Annotated in this window: 19 protein-coding genes; 9 read left to right on the top strand and 10 right to left on the bottom strand. The window is 41.8% G+C overall.

The features are described from left to right. Nucleotides 1-44: 44 nt before the first annotated feature. Nucleotides 45-254: a reverse transcriptase-like protein gene (locus tag QZT69_RS19210; protein ID WP_367242329.1), complete on the bottom strand. Its 210-nt coding sequence runs from the start codon at nt 252-254 to the stop codon at nt 45-47. A 27-nt stretch (nt 255-281) separates the two neighbouring features. Here QZT69_RS19210 and QZT69_RS19205 point away from each other — a divergent pair, with 27 nt between their 5' ends. Then, nucleotides 282-605, top strand: a complete 324-nt coding sequence (locus QZT69_RS19205; RefSeq protein WP_367242330.1) for a GNAT family N-acetyltransferase — start codon at nt 282-284, stop codon at nt 603-605. Between the two features lie 102 nt (nt 606-707). Here QZT69_RS19205 and QZT69_RS15875 read toward each other — a convergent pair whose 3' ends face one another. The 9 genes from QZT69_RS15875 to QZT69_RS15835 all read right to left on the bottom strand — a co-directional run bounded on the left by QZT69_RS15875 (nt 708) and on the right by QZT69_RS15835 (nt 11,401). Next, nucleotides 708-2,435 (bottom strand): ATP-binding protein, encoded by a 1,728-nt coding sequence (locus QZT69_RS15875; RefSeq protein WP_294677123.1) that lies wholly within the window; start codon nt 2,433-2,435, stop codon nt 708-710. A gap of 3 nt (nt 2,436-2,438) precedes the next feature. After that, nucleotides 2,439-3,563, bottom strand: a complete 1,125-nt coding sequence (locus QZT69_RS15870; protein ID WP_294677122.1) for a sensor protein KdpD — start codon at nt 3,561-3,563, stop codon at nt 2,439-2,441. Between the two features lie 73 nt (nt 3,564-3,636). Further along, nucleotides 3,637-4,995 carry a porin gene (locus tag QZT69_RS15865; protein ID WP_294677121.1) on the bottom strand — a complete coding sequence of 453 codons (1,359 nt, stop codon included), beginning with the start codon at nt 4,993-4,995 and terminating at the stop codon, nt 3,637-3,639. Between the two features lie 92 nt (nt 4,996-5,087). Beyond that, the gene (locus QZT69_RS15860; RefSeq protein WP_294677120.1) at nt 5,088-5,663 is read right to left on the bottom strand and encodes a K(+)-transporting ATPase subunit C; all 576 of its coding nucleotides are present in this window, start codon (nt 5,661-5,663) and stop codon (nt 5,088-5,090) included. A 12-nt stretch (nt 5,664-5,675) separates the two neighbouring features. Continuing rightward, nucleotides 5,676-7,715, bottom strand: a complete 2,040-nt coding sequence (kdpB, locus tag QZT69_RS15855) for a potassium-transporting ATPase subunit KdpB (RefSeq protein ID WP_294677119.1) — start codon at nt 7,713-7,715, stop codon at nt 5,676-5,678. A gap of 5 nt (nt 7,716-7,720) precedes the next feature. Further along, on the bottom strand, nt 7,721-9,448 hold the full coding sequence (gene kdpA / locus QZT69_RS15850; RefSeq protein WP_294677118.1) for a potassium-transporting ATPase subunit KdpA: 1,728 nt from the start codon (nt 9,446-9,448) through the stop codon (nt 7,721-7,723). Between the two features lie 3 nt (nt 9,449-9,451). Continuing rightward, entirely contained in the window at nt 9,452-9,529 is a 78-nt protein-coding gene (locus QZT69_RS15845) for a potassium-transporting ATPase subunit F (RefSeq protein WP_071841688.1), read from the bottom strand. 96 nt (nt 9,530-9,625) lie between these two features. Then, on the bottom strand, nt 9,626-9,904 hold the full coding sequence (locus QZT69_RS15840) for a hypothetical protein (protein WP_294677117.1): 279 nt from the start codon (nt 9,902-9,904) through the stop codon (nt 9,626-9,628). A 159-nt stretch (nt 9,905-10,063) separates the two neighbouring features. Continuing rightward, complete coding sequence (locus tag QZT69_RS15835) at nt 10,064-11,401, bottom strand: sigma-54 dependent transcriptional regulator (protein ID WP_294677116.1); 1,338 nt, start codon at nt 11,399-11,401, stop codon at nt 10,064-10,066. 175 nt (nt 11,402-11,576) lie between these two features. Between QZT69_RS15835 and QZT69_RS15830 the strand changes: the two genes are divergently transcribed. The 8 genes from QZT69_RS15830 (at nt 11,577) to QZT69_RS15795 (ending at nt 19,055) form a co-directional block, all read left to right on the top strand. Next, nucleotides 11,577-12,581 (top strand): LLM class flavin-dependent oxidoreductase, encoded by a 1,005-nt coding sequence (locus QZT69_RS15830; RefSeq protein ID WP_294677115.1) that lies wholly within the window; start codon nt 11,577-11,579, stop codon nt 12,579-12,581. Nucleotides 12,582-12,622: 41 nt separating this feature from the next. After that, nucleotides 12,623-13,342 (top strand): hypothetical protein, encoded by a 720-nt coding sequence (locus tag QZT69_RS15825; protein ID WP_294677114.1) that lies wholly within the window; start codon nt 12,623-12,625, stop codon nt 13,340-13,342. 124 nt (nt 13,343-13,466) lie between these two features. Continuing rightward, nucleotides 13,467-14,114 carry a tetratricopeptide repeat protein gene (locus tag QZT69_RS15820; protein ID WP_294677113.1) on the top strand — a complete coding sequence of 216 codons (648 nt, stop codon included), beginning with the start codon at nt 13,467-13,469 and terminating at the stop codon, nt 14,112-14,114. A gap of 270 nt (nt 14,115-14,384) precedes the next feature. Next, nucleotides 14,385-15,785: a tetratricopeptide repeat protein gene (locus QZT69_RS15815; protein ID WP_294677112.1), complete on the top strand. Its 1,401-nt coding sequence runs from the start codon at nt 14,385-14,387 to the stop codon at nt 15,783-15,785. Nucleotides 15,786-15,829: 44 nt separating this feature from the next. After that, nucleotides 15,830-16,651: a phosphosulfolactate synthase gene (locus tag QZT69_RS15810; RefSeq protein ID WP_294677111.1), complete on the top strand. Its 822-nt coding sequence runs from the start codon at nt 15,830-15,832 to the stop codon at nt 16,649-16,651. Next, nucleotides 16,651-17,544: a PQQ-binding-like beta-propeller repeat protein gene (locus QZT69_RS15805; RefSeq protein WP_294677110.1), complete on the top strand. Its 894-nt coding sequence runs from the start codon at nt 16,651-16,653 to the stop codon at nt 17,542-17,544. Before QZT69_RS15810 ends, QZT69_RS15805 begins: the two co-directional genes overlap by 1 nt. Before the next feature lie 34 nt (nt 17,545-17,578). Next, a complete protein-coding gene (locus QZT69_RS15800) occupies nt 17,579-18,526 on the top strand; it encodes a site-2 protease family protein (protein WP_294677109.1) in 948 nt (315 codons plus the stop codon). Beyond that, nucleotides 18,519-19,055, top strand: coding sequence for a Smr/MutS family protein (locus QZT69_RS15795; protein ID WP_294677108.1), 537 nt, complete (start codon nt 18,519-18,521; stop codon nt 19,053-19,055). Before QZT69_RS15800 ends, QZT69_RS15795 begins: the two co-directional genes overlap by 8 nt. Nucleotides 19,056-19,061: the final 6 nt, after the last annotated feature.

Here is a 19,061-nt window from a genome sequence, read left to right as displayed (position 1 = left end):
GCCAAGAGTTATGCATAGATATGATAACTCCTAAATTGTCTCCTTCAATGATAGGATGAGATCGAGATACTACGCGAGAGAGCTCCCCTAATTCGTTCTTTCATAGCCCAAGCCTCGGCTTGGATAATAGAAATATTCGGACCTAGAGCTTTGGCGCCAGCCAACAAGACATCACCTCCACTATTTCTAATCACAAAGCCTAAAGAAGCATTACCATTATTAAGTTTTGAACCATCAAAATTTAACTTACACAAGTTAGCTGGGGAGAAGGAACAAATAAGATTTTTGGGAGTACCCGTTATTATGATTATGATGAGAATAATGCTTCCGTTAAGATCGGAGGGACTTTCTTAGACCGCGCCCATTGGGGAGGAAGCTATAATTTTGCTATCAAAGAATTGGTGTTGGATTATGCATTTCAGTTCGTTGACAAAATTATTTTTGAAATTGCAGAACAAAACATCCGTTCTCAGATAGGGACTTCCAGGTTTGGAGTAGTGGAAAAGGAACACTTCATGAAGGAAATCAAAGGAAAAAAGTACCCGTATATCACGTACGAGCTGACCCCTCAATTATGGGCAAATGTTAAACTTATGCGGGCTTAGTGTTTTTTTAACCGAAAAGAATGCAAGTGCACAGAGAAAATAAAATACCAAACTCCGCGCCCTTTTATTCTTTTCGGTTTATCTAATGAATTCGTAATTAATCTAGAGGTCTAGTACGAAAAAGAAAGTACTTCCTTGACCACAACTGCTTTCAACACCAATTGTTCCTCCCTGAGCTTCTATAAACTCTTTGCAAATGGCAAGTCCAAGACCTGTACCGGGTTTGCTGATCCCCGGAACCTGGAAATACCGGTCAAAAATGCGTGAGGTGTATTCATCAGCTATACCGTCTCCCTGATCTTTTATTTCAAATCGCAGCTGGCTCCCGGATTCTTTTAAGGAAATCGTGACCGTTTCTCCTGCAGGTGAATAATGAATGGCATTGACCAGTAAATTGATTAAAACCCATTGTGTTTTATCTGTGTCAGCGGATAGATTCGGAAGATTTTTCTCTGTGAGGATTTGTATTCGTACTCCAAAGTGTTCAGCTTCTTTCTTTACTGCTTCGACAGCATAATTAATTATTTGATACGGATCCGAAGACTGCATGTATAATTTGATGTTCCCGGTCTCTAGTTGAGTAAGGTTCAGTAATTCCCCCGTTATTTTTAATAGGCGTTCGTTGTCTTCACGGATGCTATTGATTAAGTTCATTTGTTCTTCGTTAACGGCTCCTACATCTTTTCTCTCCAGTAATTGAAGACTCATTTTAATAGAAGAAATAGGTGTTTTCAATTCATGCGAAATGGTAGCCATGAAATTCGTTTTGGCGAATTCCAGTTCTTTAAATGACGTTACATTTCGGAGTATGATGACGTTTCCGATTGACTGCTGCTCACTTTCTTCAGTATGTGTTGTAGCAATTGTGATCAGTTCTTTTTCGAAATATTGTTCTTTACCATTGTTGAGTATCGTGATAGCATTGGCTGTTTTTTGAGGACTTGTTTCCGTCGGAAGATCACGAAGTAATGTGCGCATCAAATCGTTGGATAATGCAAGTTCTTTTGCAGCAGCTCCCATTAACTCGGATTTGGAAAGATTAAGGATGTGAATCGCTTCGTTGTTTACAAACATGATCTTTCCTTGTTCATCCAAACCGATCACCGGATCATTCATATTATTGATAAGGGTTTCGATCCGCTTCTTTTCATTCAATACTTCTGCCAGTTGCGTGCTGTTGTATTCATCCAGCTTCTCTGCCATGCTGTTGAACGATTTCGCAAGATCTCCGAATTCACTGTGCCCTTCAAAAGCTACTCGTTGCTTGTAGTTTCTGGAAGCAATCTGACGGATACTATTCGTGAGCTCTTTTATTGGTTTTGCGATGTTTTTGGGTAGCTGAACCAGTAATACGAAAGCAATGATGAAACAGGAACTTCCGGTTAAAAAGATCCAGAATAGTGCATCATTGGATGATTGATCTGCAAGCTGGCTTTTTCGCTGGATAGCAGTCATGTTTAACTGCATGATCTGCAGAATATCCTGTCGGATTAATTTGCGGAAATGTTCCCTGTTTTTACTGGTGTTATTCATTTCGGCTACATGATCGTTTAAACGCTGGGTAAGTTCATTTTCACCGGGTTCGGTGATGTTTTTGTTCTGAAGCCGGAGATTCGTTCTGAAACGTTTTTCCGCAGTTTTATCTTCCGTTTCTTCGTCAAGTGATAGTAACATCTTGCGAGAATAGTTCAAACTGTTGTAGTTGGCTTTCAAAATGTTATTGGTATCAGCTTTCAGCATTAGGATATAACCGCCTGAAACTAGTGATAACAGGATGATCAATAGAAAGAGAAGTCCGACTCCAAGCGTGAGTTTTGTTTTAATTTTCATAATTCAGGAAAGAATAATTAAATCTATATCCGTTTCGGCTAATTTATTGAGTAATTTGTTAAAAACAGAGGTTGCCATGATGACTTTAAATAAACTGAAATGGGGTTTCCCGATACAAAGTGTTGTTATCTTTTTTTCTTCAGCAACTTTCATAATGGCATCTGTGACATTTTGTTCTTCGAGTCGGATAACTTGTGCTCCCAATTCAGTAGCTAGCTTGAAATTATTAATTAAATGACGTTGTTTGTCCAAAGGTATGCGGTCATTGCTTTCAGATGGTATTTGAACGTATAATACAAACCATTTGCTGTGATAATAATTCGCAAGACGCGCTGTTTTCCGGATTACTTTTTTTGCTGTTTTTTCGTTGCTGCTGATACAGGCCAGTAGTTTCTCATGTCTGAATGAGACATCGTGGGCAATTTCGGCTTCTACTTTACGCTCAACCTGGCTGGCAACCTCTTTTAAGGCTAATTCTCTTAACTGCAGAATGTTTTCCGACTTAAAGAAATGGGTGAGTGCCCGCTGTATTTTATCTGCCGTGTATATTTTTCCCTCTTTTAAGCGGTTTACCAGTTCGTCGGAAGTCAGATCTATATTTACGACCTCATCAGCGAGCTGCAATACGCTGTCAGGAATTCTCTCGGAAACTTCAATGCCGGTAATTTGCTTGATTTCTCCGTTCAGACTTTCAATGTGCTGGATATTTACGGCACTGATAACATTGATTCCTGCTTCCAGAATGTCCAGGATGTCCTGCCAGCGCTTTTCGTTTTTGGAACCTTCGATATTGGTGTGGGCCAATTCATCCACAATTACCACCTCCGGACGAAGGTTGATAATTGCCTGTAAATCCATTTCTTCGAGATTCTTGCCTTTATAAAAGAGTTGTTTTCTCGGGATAATAGGCAGTCCAATTACCAATTCCTCTGTTTCCTCACGTCCGTGGGTTTCAATGTAACCGATTTTTACATCAATTCCATTTCGTAGCAGGGAATGTGCTTCCTGGAGCATACGGTATGTTTTACCGACTCCGGCACTCATACCGATGTATACTTTGAACTTTCCTCGTCGGGAACGCTGGATGAGCTCTAAAAAGTGCTTTACATTGTTTTCCTTTTCTGTCATGACCGAGTGTAAACTTCAAAACAGCCGCACCGGAAAGATACGACTGTTTAAACCAATAATAACCTACTTTCGTTTAGATTCTGAACAGGATAGCAAATACCAGTCGAGTCTCTGATTTTACAAGATCAGGTCTCCAGTCTGAAGGAAGCGGTGTAGTGGTGTAACCTGTTGGAGAGGTTACACCTCCGTGCCCGGCAAAGTAAGGAACACTCGACTGACGATGAATCAACTCTGCGCGGAATGTAATACTCTGATTTGGCATCCAGTCGAAATTGGTTGAAATGTCCCAGCCTTTGAACTGATCTCCGGGATTCGCGCTGAAAGGATATGCTCCTGCAGTTTGGGTAGGATCGTTTGGATTAGGAAGCGGACTTGCTTGTCCGGTCGGGTAAAGTACCAGGTATCGCCCCGGGTTTGTCATAACACCACCACCGATTGTCCATGCAAATTTATTCTTTCCGAACCAGATTCTGTTGTAGAACATGAGACTGGCAAAGTACTGAGCTGGTCCTTCAATACTGTCTCCGTTTTTCAATCCGTTTACACCGCCTCCTTTTTCGAAACCAAAATCACCGGTCAGAGAGAACGCCATGCGGCTGATTCCTTTTGATTCCGGTCTGTTGTAGTACCTTACTAATAAACTATTGTCGGAATGGAAACGCTTACGGTCTTTCAATCCTGCTGCATCAGTTCCGTAATAATCATTGGTCAAAAGCTTCACGCTGCTGTTAGGAATCCAGGTAATATTTGCTCCGAATCCTGGCATGGCATTGAATTTTCCATAACTCTGCCAGCCGTTGATTAGCCACGGCTCGATCTTCAGTGTTTTTGACGGGTGGATTTGAACTCTCAATCCATTAAAGAACCACGGTGTGTTGTCTGAGGTAAAAGAAGCCTGGTATTCCCAGTTCTCATTCTGGTAGTAAGAGTTCAATCCGATGTAAGACATGAACATCCCCGCATCCACATTAATTCCGTACCATTTTTTAAAATGATAACCTGCGTAAGCTTCACTCAAATAACGGTAGACATTCGCCAATTCATACTGTCCTTTGTAAGGGCTGTAATCATTTCTTGGAACAACCGTTGATCTTGTGCCAAATTGGGTAACGATGCGTCCACGAGCACCCTTATAATTAAAATCCGCGCCCAAATTTGCAGATGATAACTGAACTTCATTGTGACGGGCCATAGCTGTAGAACCTACAACAGTGTTATCAATCGGGTTATTGAATGAATAATTGTAATTCACGTCAATCATGATAACCGGAGTGAAATATTTACTTGTCCAGATAGCGGAATCCCGACGATCTCCACCATTATGCCAGGTCATGTCGATCCCGTCGAAGGGAATTTTTTCTGCTGTTTCATTTTGCTGTGCAGCAAGTTGTAAACTGATTGCAACCGCAATACACGTAGTGATTTTTTTCATTTTGTTTTATTATTTGTGGTATCCGTTTTCTTGGATTATTTTACTGAAATTGTACAACTCCTCTGCTTCGAGAGTGTTTAATAGGTGAAATTTTATTGGTTATTCGTTTGATGCTTTTCCAATGCCAGGTTTAGCTCCAGGACATTGATTTTTTGTGGCCCGAAGACGTTTAGAAGAGGAGGTTCCATGTGTTTTTTGACCAGTGACCGAACTTCCTGTTCGTCCAATCCTCTTGCCCGGGCTACTCGTTTGATCTGCACTTCCGCTGCTTTTTGAGAAATATGCGGGTCCAGACCACTTCCGGAAGCTGTAACCATTTCCGCAGGCACCTCTTTTCGTTCCAGGTACGGATGACAGATTAGGAATGTGTCAATACGCTTTTCAACTTCCTCCAGATATACCGGGTTTGAAGGACCTTTATTACTGCCACCGCTTCCTGAACCATTATAACCAACAGCAGATGGTCTTCCCCAGAAATACCGGTTATCAGTAAATTGCTGTCCTTCCTGCGTGAATCCAACGGTTTTTCCTTTATAAGAAACAGTTCTGCCTTTTCCCTGGCCTGGAGTTAGTTTCCCGATTCCTGAAATGAGGAGCGGGTAGGCAACGGAAAGCAGGATCATACACCCGAAAGTAAAAATGTTAACAGAGATTATTTTCTTTATCATGATTTCTATTTTTTAAATGAAGAGTGAGATGAATAAATCGAGTAATTTGATCCCGACAAAAGGAATGACAACCCCTCCGAGCCCGTAGATCAACAAGTTGCGGCGAAGAATGGCGCTGGCTCCTATTGGTTTATACGCAACTCCTTTCAAAGCCAGTGGAATCAATGCCGGAATGATTAATGCATTAAAGATTACAGCAGAAAGAATAGCACTTTCCGGACTGTGGAGGTGCATGATATTTAATCCCTCTAACGATGGAATAGACACGATAAACAAGGCAGGAATTATTGCAAAATATTTTGCGATATCGTTTGCAATAGAGAAAGTCGTCAAAGTTCCACGTGTCATCAGCAGCTGTTTTCCAATTTCAACGATTTCGATCAGTTTTGTTGGATCATTGTCTAAATCCACCATGTTCCCGGCTTCTTTGGCAGCCTGGGTACCGCTATTCATTGCTACACCCACATCTGCCTGAGCCAATGCCGGAGCGTCATTGGTACCGTCTCCCATCATGGCAACCAGTTTCCCGCTTTCTTGTTCTTTCTTGATGTAAGTCATTTTGTCTTCCGGCTTGGCTTCTGCGATAAAATCATCTACACCTGCTTTTTCGGCAATGAATCTGGCAGTCAACGGATTGTCTCCTGTTACCATCACCGTCTTAACTCCCATTTTACGAAGTCTTTCAAAACGCTCCAGGATTCCTGGTTTGATAATGTCCTGTAATTCAACTACTCCGATTACCTGGTTATTCTCACAAACAACAAGGGGAGTTCCACCGTTACTGGAAATCGTTGTAACGGCTGTGATAGTCTCATTGGGAAAGATATTTCCTGCGGATTCTACGATGTTTCGAATAGCATCGAAAGCACCTTTGCGAATCGTGGTTCCTTCTAATTGTATTCCGGAGCTCCGGGTTTCTGCAGTGAATCGGATAAATGTTGCAGAAAATGCACTTTTGCGGAGCGTTTCTACATCTGTACCCAATTGCTGAGCCAGTTCAAGAATGGATTTCCCTTCCGGCGTATCATCTTTCAAGGAAGACAAAACAGCACATTTGATCAGGTATTTCTTGTCCCGGTCATTGGAAGGATGAAAAGCCGTTGCCTTGCGATTCCCGATGGTAATAGTACCGGTTTTATCAAGCAGCAGAACGTCTATATCACCGGCAGTTTCTACCGCTTTTCCGGATTTGGTTACAACATTAGCCCGCAGTGCACGGTCCATTCCGGCAATCCCTATGGCAGAAAGCAATCCGCCGATTGTGGTTGGGATCAGGCAGACAAACAGAGAGATGAATGCAGCGATTGTTATCGGTGTGTTAGCGTAATCGGCGAATGGTTTTAAAGTAACACATACAATGATAAAAATGAGTGTAAAAGCCGCAAGCAGAATTGTCAGTGCAATTTCATTGGGCGTTTTCTGACGGCTTGCACCTTCTACCAAAGCAATCATTTTATCCAGGAAGCTTTCACCCGGTTCTGTGGTCACTACCACTTTGATCTTATCCGATAAAACCTTTGTTCCGCCGGTTACACTGCTCTTATCTCCGCCGGCCTCCCGAATAACCGGTGCAGATTCACCGGTAATGGCGCTTTCATCGATTGTTGCAATTCCTTCAATGATTTCTCCGTCGGTTGGGATGGTATCTTCTGTTTCGCAGATGAAAATATCTCCTTTGCGCAGGGCGGAGGAATTGACCGAACGAATTTCACCGTTTTCCAATAGTTGTTTTGCCGGAGTTTCTTCCCTGGTTTTTCTCAGGCTGTCTGCCTGTGCTTTTCCGCGTGCTTCTGCCAGTGCTTCTGCAAAATTAGCAAACAACAAAGTGGCGAAAAGGATCAGAAAGATGGTAATGTTGTAACCGAAACTTCCCTGGTTTTGTGCTCCGGCAAGAATGGAAATGCAAACTGCAAGCATGACAGCTGTTCCAATCTCTACAGTGAACATGACCGGGTTTTTCCACATAATCTGTGGTTTGAACTTGATGAAAGACTCTTTGAAAGCATCTTTAACAAGTTGTCTGTCAAATAAAGCTATTTGTTGATTACTCATGATTTCTAATGAATTTGAGAGAAATATTCAGCGAATGGTCCTAATGCAAGTGCAGGAAAAAAGGATAGGGCAGCAACAATGAAAATCACAGCGAAAATCATAATTCCGAAAATCGGTGTGTCGGTTCGAAGTGTTCCTGCACTTTCCGGGATGTGCTTTTTGCCTGCCAGTAATCCGGCAATGGCCAGTGGCCCGATGATCGGTAAATAACGGCTTAACAGCAAGACGATCCCGGTGGTAATATTCCAAAAAGGATTATTATCTGACAAGCCTTCGAAACCACTTCCGTTATTTGCAGCGCTGGAAGTATATTCGTAAAGCATTTCCGAAAAGCCATGATATCCTGGATTGTTTAACCAGGCGGATGCATTTCCGTTGTACCAATATCCCATAGCTGTGTTGTGGGAAACCAGCCAGGATGAAAGTGCTGTTCCGGCAAGGATCAGCAGTGGGTGAAGAATTGCAATGAACGCTGCGATTTTCACCTCCCGGGCTTCTACTTTTTTCCCTAAGAATTCGGGTGTACGGCCTACCATTAACCCGGAAATAAACACCGCCAGAATAATGAAAATGTAGAAATTCAGGAATCCGACACCAACCCCTCCGTAAAAAGAGTTTGCCATCATCCCGAGCATGGCCATTCCACCGGTAATCGGGGTAAAGCTGTCGTGCATGGAGTTTACGGAACCGTTGGAAGTAACGGTGGTGGTAATTCCCCAATATGCAGACGCTTCAGCTCCGAGACGTACTTCTTTTCCCTCCATGCTTCCGGCTGATTGATCGATTCCCATTTCCGTGATTGCCGGATTTCCTTTGACCTCATTGGTAATGGATGGAAGGAACAATGCCAGAAATCCAACGGTCATAACTCCCATAATCATCCAAGCCATTCGCTTTCGTTTCAGGTAATAGCCCAATGCGAAAACCATAGCGATCGGGATCAATACAATGAGAATGTTCTCCACCATGTTTGTCAGGTAAGTTGGGTTTTCCAGCGGATGGGCAGAGTTGACCCCGAAAAATCCGCCTCCATTTGTACCGGCTTGTTTGATAGCGACCATTGCGGCCGCGGGCCCTCGGGAAACGATTTGTTCTTCTCCCTGCAGCGTTGTGATTGTTTGTTTTCCTTCCCAGGTCATGGGAGTACCGCTTACAACCAGGATAACCGAGGCAACAAAAGAAACGGGCAGTAGGACACGTGTACAACTTTTGATGAAGTAGTTGTAAAAATTGCCCAGCTGATTGCTTTGTCTGTTTCGCATGGCATTGAAAACCATGGCGCAGGCCGCCATTCCTGTTCCGGCTGTCACAAATTGCAGGAACATAATGCCGCCAATTTGTGAGAGGTAGGAAAGTCCTGTTTCACCTGAATAATGCTGCAGGTTGCAATTCACCAAAAAGGAAATGGTTGTATTGAATGCAAGGTCAGGTGACATCGAAGGATTGTGATCCGGGTTCAATGGAAGCCAGCCTTGGTTCAATAACACTAAAAAGCAGATAAAGAACCAAACCAGGTTAATGCCCAGGAGCGCGTAAATGTGCTGCTTCCAGTTCATTTCCCGGTTTCCGTCCAAACCGCTGATACGAAAGAGAAAGCGTTCAACCGGGTTAAAAACAGGATCAAGCAGGGTTTTCTCTCCCAGGTAAACCTTCCCGATATACCTTCCCAAAGGAATAGCGATCGCAACGGTAAGAATAAACATGGCAATAACGCCAAATAATTGGGTATTCATGGATTAGAATTTTTCAGGTTTGAGAAGTACATAGCCGAGGTAAATGAACACGGCTATCGCAAGAATAAATAATGCTGTCATGATTATACCTTTTCAAAAAATTGAACGGCTTTGTAACACAGCCAAAAGAGCAGGAGTGTTATTGTACAGAGTAATGTTGCTTCCATAAACAGCCGTTTAAACCCCGAAAGCATTTACTTGCTTTACGTACTCTTTCTCCAATAATTCCGGAAGAGGAATGTTTAAAGCTGTTCTGTTCATTTCCATAAAACAGCTGTAGGAAAACAGGAAACCGTTTATGACAGCATTTCTCATTTCTGCCGTTCCTGTGCGTAACTGGTGTTCAGCGATAGCAAGGCAATCATTTACGCGTTTGAAATTTCCTTTCAACACATACTGTTTGGTTAATTCAGCCAAATGGTTCATTCGTCTGTAATTGGTTCTATTGTGCATCATTTTTTAAAATTTTAAATGCGCAATGCCAATTGCCGTTCCAATTAATGGCACACAGATTCAATGAGCTGATAAATAGGAGTTTTAGAAAACGGAGGGGATTTTGAGTATAAAAAAAGCCTATCAAAATGATAGGCTCTTATCAAAATGATAGCTTATGACTTATAATTTGTATTCTTCAATTTTCCGGTACAGGGTTGCAATGCCGATTTCCAATAAGCGTGCTGCTTCGGCTTTATTTCCCTTGGTGTGATTGAGGACTTTTAAAATGTGCAATTTCTCAACGCTCGCCATGGAGAATGCGGATAAGGTGTTATTCTTTTGTTCGTGAACAAATTGAATTTCGGGTGGAAGGTCATCAACTGTAAGAACATCATTGTCGGCCAAAATAACCGCGCGTTCTACAATATTCTTCAATTCACGGATATTTCCCGGCCAGGAATACAAGCTCAGTTTTTCCAGGAAACTCTCGTCAATACCTAAGGTTTTTCGGTTAGACTTTGCAGAGAATTGCTCTACAAAATGCTTCGTTAGCAGCTTAAGATCCTTTACACGATTTTTTAAAGAAGGTAGTTCTACCTGAAAAACGTTTAGCCTGAAATACAGATCTGATCGAAAACGCTGTTCTTCCGATTCTTTTTTCAAGTCTCTGTTGGTAGCAGCAATCAGCCTGAAATTGGAGTGGCTTGGTTTGGTGTCACCAATCTTTAAATATTCGGAAGTTTCTAATAATCTTAAAAGTTTTGCCTGTAATTCCAAGGGCATTTCTCCGATTTCATCCAGGAAAAGTGTTCCGCCGTTTGCTTCCTCAATGAGTCCTTTCTGATCTTTGACAGCACCTGTAAATGATCCCTGTTTGTGCCCGAATAGCTCACTTTCAAGGATTTCCTTGCTAAAAGCACTGCAATTGAGTGCTACGAAGCTATTGTTCGACCGGCTGCTTGCCAAATGGATGGCTTCTGCGAAAACTTCTTTTCCGGTACCCGTTTCTCCTGTAAGTAAAACGGTTGCATCTGTTACAGAAACCTTTCGGGCCAGTTCGATTGCTTTTAAAATGGCAGAGGAATTCCCGATGATCGAATCAAAAGTGTATTTTTTACCGACACGCTTTTCCAGGTCGCGGACACGGTTTCTGAGTGCTACTTTCTCAAATGCACGCGACAGTAATGGAATAATCTTGTCGTTGTCATTTCCTTTGACGATATAGTCAAATGCGCCGTCTTTCATGGATTGTACACTATCAGCAATATTTCCGAATGCAGTCAGGAGAATGATTTCGGTATCCGGAAAGCGTTCCTTAATTTTCGGAACAAGCTCAATCCCATTTCCATCAGGGAGTTTTACATCACAAAGAATGACATTTATTGGTTTTTGGGCCAGCTTTTTTAGTCCGGAAGCACAATCGCCGGTTTCACAGACTTCATATCCTTCCGAACGGATAATTCGGGCAAGTAAAGATCGGTGCTTTTCTTCGTCATCTATAATCAGGATATTTTTCACGGCACAAAATTAACAGTACAAATTTACATCAATGTTCTGCATTTTTTCACAGTATCTCAATTATTGATTTGTGATCTCCGGATGATAAGCTTTACCTGGTTTCTTCCAGGAAACCAACTACAAAATTTAACGTATTCCAATTTGTCTTTGCCTCTTCAATCCGTAATTTTAACCCATGAAAAAAATCAAATATTCCGTCCTGGATTTATCCGTGATTACCAAGGACGGCAATGCCGCAACAGCCATTAAAAGAACAGTAGATTTAGCAAAAAAGGCAGAAGAATTAGGGTACGAACGCGTTTGGCTGGCAGAGCACCATAATATGGAGTTTATAGCCAGTTCTGCAACTTCTGTTCTGATCGGTCATGTGGCCTCTCAAACGAAAAGTATCCGGGTTGGATCAGGAGGAATCATGCTTCCAAATCATGCCCCGTTAGCAATTGCAGAGCAATTCGGAACACTAGAAACCCTTTATCCTTCGCGCATTGACCTGGGATTGGGAAGGGCTCCCGGAACGGATCAGCAAACAGCCACGGCTTTGAGAAGAGGAGATCTGAATACAGCATACCAGTTTCCAAAAGATGTGACTGCGCTGCAAACCTATTTTAGTGAAAGTAACAGAACGGCTTCGGTACGCGCTTTTCCCGGTGAAGGATTGAATATTCCAATCTGGATACTTGGTTCAAGCACAGACAGCGCTTATTTGGCTGCAGAAATGGGACTGCCGTATGCATTTGCCTCACACTTTGCACCCAGACAATTCAAAATTGCTGTGCAGATTTACCGCAATAATTTCCGACCTTCTCAATACCTGGATAAACCTTATGTATTGGCATGCGTGAACGGGATTGCCGCTGATAGCAATGAAGAAGCAGAATTGTTATCCATGAGCTTGTATCAAATGTTTTCAGGCATCCTGACAAATTCCAGAAAGCCACTGTCTCCGCCCATTCCAAACTTACTGGATTCCTGGCCGCAAGAGTTATTGGATGCCGTTCGGGAAATGACAGCCTGTACATTTGTCGGAGATAAAGACACGCTGATTGAAAAGTTTAGCCGTTTTATTGATGAACACGGAGTAGATGAACTGATGATCACCGGAAATATTTTCGACAACGAGAAACGATTGAGGTCCTACGGCATTTTGGCAGAAGTTTTTAACGCCATTAATTTGTCTTAGATTTCGGGAAAATTGGTTAGATTCGGAGCAAATCAATGTTCATGTTTAAAAATCAATTTCCCGTTATTCCTGTCATTTTTCTCTGCGGATTTTTAATTGCTTGTGGAGGTAAAAATAACTCTGAAAAGCAGCCGGAGAAAGAGGTAGTTGTCCAAAAAAACGATTCTTCTTTCAGGGAAAAAGAAAGTGCATATGCGGAATTCCTTAGTAAATTCAAACTTATTTCGTTCGATACGCTAAGAGTGGAATATTATTATGACAGCAAAGACAAGAGGTTCAAAGGAGAGGAATTAACGCTCAAAGAAGCCAAAATACTGCCTATTGGCTTGACAGATAATTATTTCGGAAAGTTGTCCGGAGCATATGCTTGTTATCAATTTCCGATTGATTCGTCCCATATAGGATTAATTGCACGAATTCCTGGCGAATATGAAGCAACAACGGTTGGGTTCTTTATTTTCGACCGCAAAAAAGATCAGCTGTTGAAAGAGTATTTTAATCTTTCAATAAGTTTTGGTGATGCTGGTGATGCGGCTCAGCGCACTTCCTGGCTTTTTAAAGCAAAAAACAAGCAATTCCAGTCTTTGGTTTACGATTATAGTTCATACAATCACGAAGTAGAAGATACCACCGATCACACAATTGATGAATGGAGAAGTTACTATTTGATAAACTGTTCGTCTCCGAAATTTGACACCCTTTCGAAGAATGAAACCAGGCTGAAAAAACAATTTCGGAACCTTTTAAGGGCAGTCAATTAATTTTACATGAAAATGGGATAAAATGCCTTTTAAGAGCCAAAGAAATGAAGAATTTCGAGAAACCCGCTCATAATTCAAGCGAATTGATTAAGTTCATGTTCGCAAACTAAACTCAAAACAATCAATGGAAACTGGACCTATTAACGAATTAGCGAATTTATTACACTTAGAAGCGAGAGAAGCCGGTCAGGCGGGAAATTATCAGGTAGCAGTTGAAAAATTGCTGGAAGCTATGAGGATCGAACCATTATGGGCTTATCCGGTTTATGATCTTGCATTTACCTATCTGTTGATGGGGGATTTTGACAACGCTTTAAAATATTACCGGGAAACGGATGCTATCGAACCGGATGGTTTCTTCACAACCAAAACAGCCATTTATACACTGGAAGGAGAGAAGGCGGGATTGTTCCCCGAAGGATTGTATACTTTTTACATGCAGATCGAGTGGACGGAGGAACCCGAAAAGAAATACAGCATTGCTAAACAGATTGTGGATAATGTGCCTTTGTTTGCTCCGGCCTGGAAAGAGATTGTCTATTTACAGACAGATCCTGAAGAACGTTTGTACGCTATTGAGCAGGGGCTTGCCGGAAATCCGGATCGTGAAACCAAGGGAATTTTACTGTTGAATAAAGCGATGGTTTTCAATGAAAGAGGAGATAAGGAAACTGCGAAGCAATTGCTTTCGCAAATTATCGATTCGCAGGAAACAACTGTTTCCAATAGTGCGATTGCTAAAGTGGCACTGAAATCGATTAAGGACAATTAATGGTAATCTCGTTTAAGAATCATTTTAAACGATGATTGGAAGTGTGAAAAAAAATTTCGCCCTTATGTTGTTTGGTAAAACCACGTATAATATCCTGCAAACAATTTCGTTTTTAGTAAAGGATTCATTCAGTGGGTGGTAGGTGCTTAACTAATTCGTAATTAGGCATTAGTAATTGGAAATTGTTTAATAACCTGTTCATAAACTTTCCTAAAACTTTTCACTAGGCCTCCGATTTTCGCTAATTTTATAGAAACACAACTACAGCGTATGTTTGATTGGGAAGACGATAACGACAATTTTGAAAACCACCTGAATGATGATTTGGCTAAATTCGAATCACAATTGGCTACCAACTCGGTGGGTTTTTTTGATAGTGATCGTTTAGAAGCGATCATCGATCATTACCTGATGAACGGTAATTATTCCAAAGGAGAATTGGCTGCCGAAATCGGAACACAACAATATCCATTCAATACTTTATTCCAGATCCGCAGAGCTCAGGCCATGTCGGGATTGGGAAAGCTGAAAGAAGCACTGGAATTGCTGGATGCCGCTGAGCAGATTGATTCGGAATCCATGGAGCTTTACCTGACCAAAGCAACTATTTTCAGTCAGCTGAGAGACAGTAAAAGGGCTGTGAATTTTTTCCGTCGTGCGTTGGAATTGGCAGACCGGGAAGAAAAAGACGAGATTTTCCTGGACCTGGCAACCGAATTAGAGCAGTTAAAAGACTTTAAAGGGGCTGTAGAAGTATTGGAAGAAGCCATGCGCTCGAATCCAAAGAACGAGGGAGCCTTATACGAATTGGCATTCTGTTTTGATCAGCTCGGGAATAATGCCCGTGCGATTCAAACTTACAGACGCTTTTTGGACGATAATCCGTATTCATTTACTGCCTGGTACAACCTCGGGAATACTTATTCGAAAGAAGAGAAGTTCAATGATGCTATTACGGCTTACGAATATTGTGTAGCAATCAATGACCGTTTTTCTCCTGCTTATTTCAATATGGGAAATGCCCAGCTAACGATTGAGCAATACAAAGAATCGATCGAATCGTTTGAACGCTGCATTGAAATTGACGGAGATGACCCTTTAACTTATTGTTACCTGGGGGAAGCAAATGAACAGTTGAATAATCTGACCATTGCCTGGGATTTTTATCAAAAAGCATTGTCTATGTCTCCGACTCTGGCCGAAGCATGGCTTGGACTGGGAATCGTGAAGGATTTGCAGGGACAGCCGAAGGAAAGCCTTCACTACATTGAAAGAGCTTTGGAGCTGGAACCAAATATGGACGGCTATTATCACGTTTATGCAGGTGCACTTGAAAACGCGGAACTTTTGCCCGAAGCGGAAGAAGCATACCTGGCGTGCCTCACTTTAGACCCGGAAAATGAGGATTGTTTCTTCGACTATGTGGATTTCCTGTTGGAACACAAGGTGGGTGAAGCGAGAACTTTCGTGGAAAATTACATTTTAAAGCATCAATTGTTTTTCTCCATCTTACCGATTATTTACCTGAATTGGGTAGCTGAAAATCAGGAAGGTGCTAAGCTTGTGTTAGTTGAGTCCCTGAATAAAGATCCTGAAAAAACAAAAGAAGTTTTTATTCGCTATCCTGAATTGGCAGATGTCCAAGAATTAGTAAATTTGACTCGCTCTTAGAGCTATAGTTTGACATTTGTCGATAGTACTCAATTTATCAAAGAATGAATTTTAGTTTACCACATATTCCGGAACGTACACAACAGCCGCGTAATAACGGGATTACAATGATGATGGATAAAGGCCTGAGCTTAAATGAAGCCGAGAACTTTATCCAGGCAAACGGTCACTTAACGGACATTGTAAAGTTTGGTTTCGGAACCGCATTTGTTACAAACAACCTCGAAGAAAAACTCAAATTATACCGCTCTGCAGGTTTAAGGCCTTATTTCGGAGGAACTCTTTTTGAAGCTTTCTATGCTCGCGGACGTTTTGAGGACTACCTGCGTTTATTGGATAAGTACAATTTGGACCTTGCGGAGATTTCGGATGGGTCCATAATCATCAATCACGATGAAAAGTTGGAATTGATCCAGCGTTTGGCTAAAACAAGAACAGTACTTTCAGAAGTAGGATCGAAAGATTCCGGAATTTTGATCAGTCCGGGAAGGTGGATCAAAATGATGAGCTCCGAATTGGAAGCAGGTTCCTGGAAAGTGATCGCAGAAGGTCGTGAGGCAGGGAACGTTGGTGTTTTCCGTCCTAACGGAACAGCTCATACCATGTTGATCAATAAGATCATTGCGAAAGTGAAACCGGAAGATATCCTGTGGGAAGCACCGCAAAAAAATCAGCAGGTTTGGTTCATCAAACTGTTCGGAGCAAATGTAAATCTTGGAAATATAGCACCGAATGAAGTAATTCCGTTGGAATGCCTTCGTTTGGGACTGCGCGGGGATACTTTCTTTGAATTCCTTCCGGACGATTACGCACAGCGCTTAAAACAGGTCGATTCAGACGATCCTGAAGAGGAAGAAGAAGCATAATGTTCCAGGCTAAAGTTGTATTGAACGGACATGCAGGACCGATTTATGCGGCTTCCTGGGATGGAAATTTTTTATACAGCTCTTCCGGTGATAAATATGTGACACGCTGGGATCTTACCGAAGGATTACAGGATTCTTCATTTACTGTAAAATTAGAGCATGCGGCTTATGCATTGAAGGCCGGTGAAGGGTTTTGCTTTATCGGATGTACTGACGGTACTTTGTTGGGGATTGACACCGAAACCAAAAATATGGCCTGGGAACACAATTTCTTCGGCAATGCGTGGTTTTCTTTATCAATTGATACAAAACATGGTTGGTTGGTAGCGGGCGATTCCGAAGGAAACCTGGTGGTTTTGGAACTGCAGACCGGAAAACGGATTTTGCACCTTCCTTTGGCTGCCGGAAAGATCCGGACACTGAGTATTGTAAACAATAATTGTTACGTCAGCACACAATTGATCGGTGTACTTGTTTTTTCCTGTGAGAACTGGAATGAACTGGCATCCTGGGAACCCAATGAACTAGGGAGCAATGTGCTTTATGCAGACATGCAAAAAAACGAATTGATTACCGGTGGGAGAGATGCGCATCTTGTAATCAGCAATTCAGTTTACGAGATCATTAAAAGAATCCCGGCTCATTATCAAACGATTTATGGATTGATTCGTGTTGGAAATCAATTTGTAACGGCTTCTATGGATAAAACGATAAAAATTTGGAGTCCGGATTTTTCAAAAGTGGATCAGCGCATTGAGTTCAAAGACGGCGGTCACAATCGCTCTGTTAACGGATTAGTATTTGTAGACAACCAAACCTTTGTCAGTTACGGCGATGATAAAAAAATCGTTGTTTGGAAAAAAGCCCCCGTAATTTTACATTCCGATAATTGATTCTGAGAAAGTTATTTTGTAAATTAGTGTCATTATGGACAACGACTTTAATTCTCTCTATCCGCCAAAACCATTTTTGGAAAAGGAGCCTATCAGGCAAGGACACATTGCCGTAACGGTATTCTCTTTGATGCTTTTTGTTTTGAGTTTCCTGGTTTTTTTCGATAACCAGTTTGTCTTCCTGATAGAATTAGTTGCTGTTCTGATCCTGCATGAAGGCGGGCATTACCTGTTTATGAAATTGTACGGGTATGAGAATGTTCGCATGCTGTTCCTTCCATTAATGGGGGCTTTTGTCCACGGACATAAAGAATCTTACCGCCAGCGGGAAAGTTTAATGGTGATACTGGCAGGACCGCTTCCGGGAATTATTGTCGGAATAGCTTTATGGCTTTTAGGGTTTCACTACGAAATTCATTGGATGGTCGAAACAGCCATGATTCTCTTTGCAGTTAATATTTTGAACCTGCTTCCGATTCTTCCTTTGGACGGCGGTCGTATGCTGAGTATTTTATTTTTTGAGCGCATTGAATTGTTCCAGGTCATTTTCTCATTCATTTCATCCATGGCTTTAATAGCGATCGGTTATTTCTTTGAATTCTATGTGATTATGTTATTTGGATTCCTGATGGGATTCCAGGTTAGAAGTCTGCACCGTCGTTACCTGATCCATAAAGGACTGAAAGAAGATGAAGTGAATTTTAATTCGACATACGATAATCTTTCGGACCGTTCTTATCATTTTGTAAAGAACCATGTACTTGAAAACACACCGGGACTTCGCCGTTTTGTAGAGAACATGGAAGGAGAGGATACCAAAACGGTTGTTGCCAATGAGGTTAAGAATATGTTGGTTCCTCCAATGACCCAGGATGTGAATGCGTTTATGAAAGTAATCGTAATTATTGCCTGGATTTTGGCTATTTTTGGCCCGATTTACCTGATGTGGAGTCGGGGAGTATTTAATGGTTTTTATGTTTAAGATCGGGCAGAAAGTTTCTTTTTTGTATGAAAAAGGAGATGGTGTAATTTTGAGTTTGGAGAAAAACCGTGCGCAGGTTACGGATGACTCCGGCTTTGACCGTTGGTTTCCTTTGAATGAATTGGTTTTTATCCATTCTGAAAAGTATGCAGATGATGAAATAACGATCTCCAAAGAAGACCTGGAGCCTGAAACAACTTTCCGGGTGATTCAGGAGCGCACTGGAGTAAAGAAACCACGTACCGTTTGGGAAATCGACCTGCACATTGAAGAAATCCTGGAGTCCACACAAGGCCTGTCGAATACGGAAATCCTATTAAAGCAAATGGCTGAATTTCGTGCGACTTTCAAGAAGGCAAAGAATCAATCCGTTCACAAATTAGTTGTTATTCATGGAGTAGGAGAAGGAGTGCTCAAAAATGAGATCCGTACCTATTTGGCACAGCAAGACCAAATTGAAGTCTATGATGCTGATTTCCTGGAATACGGCAAAGGAGCAACTGCTATTGAATTTCACCCGAATTGGTGATTTCTT

The organism is uncultured Fluviicola sp., from assembly GCF_902168135.1.
GTDB lineage: Bacteria > Bacteroidota > Bacteroidia > Flavobacteriales_D > Crocinitomicaceae > Fluviicola.
The sequence above is the reverse complement of the archived record's forward strand: the minus strand, read 5'-3'. Positions and strand labels throughout refer to the sequence as shown.

Coding starts and splice junctions, on each gene's coding strand:
- QZT69_RS15860 (WP_294677120.1), bottom strand. CDS start 5,663: ATGATAAAGAAAATAATCTCTGTTAACATTTTTACTTTCGGGTGTATG.
- QZT69_RS15840 (WP_294677117.1), bottom strand. CDS start 9,904: ATGATGCACAATAGAACCAATTACAGACGAATGAACCATTTGGCTGAA.
- QZT69_RS15805 (WP_294677110.1), top strand. CDS start 16,651: ATGTTCCAGGCTAAAGTTGTATTGAACGGACATGCAGGACCGATTTAT.
- QZT69_RS15795 (WP_294677108.1), top strand. CDS start 18,519: ATGTTTAAGATCGGGCAGAAAGTTTCTTTTTTGTATGAAAAAGGAGAT.
- QZT69_RS15815 (WP_294677112.1), top strand. CDS start 14,385: ATGTTTGATTGGGAAGACGATAACGACAATTTTGAAAACCACCTGAAT.
- QZT69_RS15845 (WP_071841688.1), bottom strand. CDS start 9,529: ATGACAGCATTATTTATTCTTGCGATAGCCGTGTTCATTTACCTCGGC.
- QZT69_RS15875 (WP_294677123.1), bottom strand. CDS start 2,435: ATGAAAATTAAAACAAAACTCACGCTTGGAGTCGGACTTCTCTTTCTA.
- QZT69_RS15825 (WP_294677114.1), top strand. CDS start 12,623: ATGTTTAAAAATCAATTTCCCGTTATTCCTGTCATTTTTCTCTGCGGA.
- kdpB (WP_294677119.1), bottom strand. CDS start 7,715: ATGAGTAATCAACAAATAGCTTTATTTGACAGACAACTTGTTAAAGAT.
- kdpA (WP_294677118.1), bottom strand. CDS start 9,448: ATGAATACCCAATTATTTGGCGTTATTGCCATGTTTATTCTTACCGTT.
- QZT69_RS15870 (WP_294677122.1), bottom strand. CDS start 3,563: ATGACAGAAAAGGAAAACAATGTAAAGCACTTTTTAGAGCTCATCCAG.
- QZT69_RS15800 (WP_294677109.1), top strand. CDS start 17,579: ATGGACAACGACTTTAATTCTCTCTATCCGCCAAAACCATTTTTGGAA.
- QZT69_RS15810 (WP_294677111.1), top strand. CDS start 15,830: ATGAATTTTAGTTTACCACATATTCCGGAACGTACACAACAGCCGCGT.
- QZT69_RS15830 (WP_294677115.1), top strand. CDS start 11,577: ATGAAAAAAATCAAATATTCCGTCCTGGATTTATCCGTGATTACCAAG.
- QZT69_RS15820 (WP_294677113.1), top strand. CDS start 13,467: ATGGAAACTGGACCTATTAACGAATTAGCGAATTTATTACACTTAGAA.
- QZT69_RS15865 (WP_294677121.1), bottom strand. CDS start 4,995: ATGAAAAAAATCACTACGTGTATTGCGGTTGCAATCAGTTTACAACTT.